Source organism: Streptomyces sp. NPDC101166 (assembly GCF_044768125.1).
Taxonomy (GTDB): domain Bacteria; phylum Actinomycetota; class Actinomycetes; order Streptomycetales; family Streptomycetaceae; genus Streptomyces.
Genome location: NZ_JBIWPF010000112.1, coordinates 1 through 1,457 on the forward strand (window position 1 = coordinate 1; position 1,457 = coordinate 1,457).

The following is a 1,457-nucleotide window of genomic DNA, read 5'->3' on the forward strand; positions in this document are numbered from 1 at the left end:
CACCCCGACCACCGCCGCCCACCGCCCGAACCGGCTGCCATCGGACCGCGGCTGCGAAACCGGCACCTGGACAGCGGCTTTCCGCGTGCCGGACGGACGACGGGACGCGCCTCCGGCCGCGGCCTCCCGGACCGCCCGCGCCCGCAGCTCGTCCTGCGCGGCCAGCCACGCCAGCTGCTCCCGCACCACATCGCCGTACGCCGGATCCAACTGCGCGACCCGCCGCAATTGCTCCGCGCCCGCCTGATTGTCCCCTCGATCCACGGCGAGCAGCGCGAGCTCGTACAGCGCTTCCGCATGGTCCGGCTCCAGCCGCAGCACCTCCCGGAACGCGGCCTCCGCCTGCGCCTGCGCATCGGGCCCGTGCACGTTCCGCCGCAGGGTCAGCCCGCGCAGCAGATGCGTGTGCGGGTCATCCGGTTCCAGCTCGAGCGCCAGTTCCAGATTCTCGAGCGCCGCCGCCGGATCGGTATCCCGTTGCGTGGCAGCCAGAATCCGGAAATTCACCGCCTCGTCCGGCTCGAGTTCGACAGCCCGCCGAGCCGCCGCCAGCGCCCGCACCCGCCGCTGTGCCCCCTCGTCGCCGGCCGCGGCCCGGCTCAACTGCAATTCCGCCAGTGCCCGCACCCGCCACACGAACGGCTCGTCCGGCACCACCCGCATGGCGGTCCCCGCGAACTCCAGCGCCCGCTCGTACTCCCCCGCCCGATAGGCCAGATTGGCCATATCCGCCAACGCCTCGGGATCCTCCGGATCCCCCGCCAGCACCTCCCCCAACATCTCCCGGGCCGCCTCGAACCGCCCGAGATCCGCCAGCACCCTGGCCTTCTCGATCTTCTCGCTCATCGATCGGCGATCCGGGATCAGCGGTGGTCGCGAGTGCGCATGTAGGCGGCCAGTTCGTCGTAACTGCCGTCGTTGTTCGCGAATTCGACCACGTTGCGGGCGGATTCGAACCAGGCGCCGGTGCTGGGGCGGGTTTGGGCGAGGGCGGCGGCGAGGTCGTCCATGCGGACCGGGCGGACGGCGCCGGTGCGGATGGAGTCGGCCATGGCGAGTTGGGTTGCGGACTTGCAGATTTGGGCCAGGTCGGCGCCGGAGTAGTTCTCGGTGCGGGCGGCGACGGCGGCGAGGTCGATGCCTTCGACGGGGCGGTCCTTCAGGTGGTGGCGCAGGATCGAGACTCGGGCCTCCGGATCGGGGAGGGCGACCAGGACCATGCGGTCGAAGCGGCCGGGGCGGCGCAGGGCGACGTCGACGTCCCAGGGGTGGTTGGTGGCGCCGATGATGTAGACGCCCTCGTTGTCGCTGGTCATCGAATCCATCTCGGTGAGCAGCTGATTGACGGTGGAGCGCAGCGAACTGGAGCCGGAGAGGTGGCTGCGCTTGTGGCCGAGGGCGTCGATCTCGTCGAAGAACAGGACGCAGGGGGCCTTGCGGCGCGCGGTGCGGAAGAC

General features: G+C 71.4%; 2 protein-coding genes. Both read right to left on the reverse strand.

Annotated elements, in window-relative coordinates:
- Positions 1-846: tetratricopeptide repeat protein (locus ACIRS4_RS36820; protein ID WP_404204409.1), on the reverse strand; the 846-nt coding region annotated here is incomplete at its 3' end.
- Positions 847-863: 17 nt separating this feature from the next.
- Positions 864-1,457: AAA family ATPase (locus ACIRS4_RS36825; RefSeq protein WP_404204411.1), on the reverse strand; the 594-nt coding region annotated here is incomplete at its 5' end.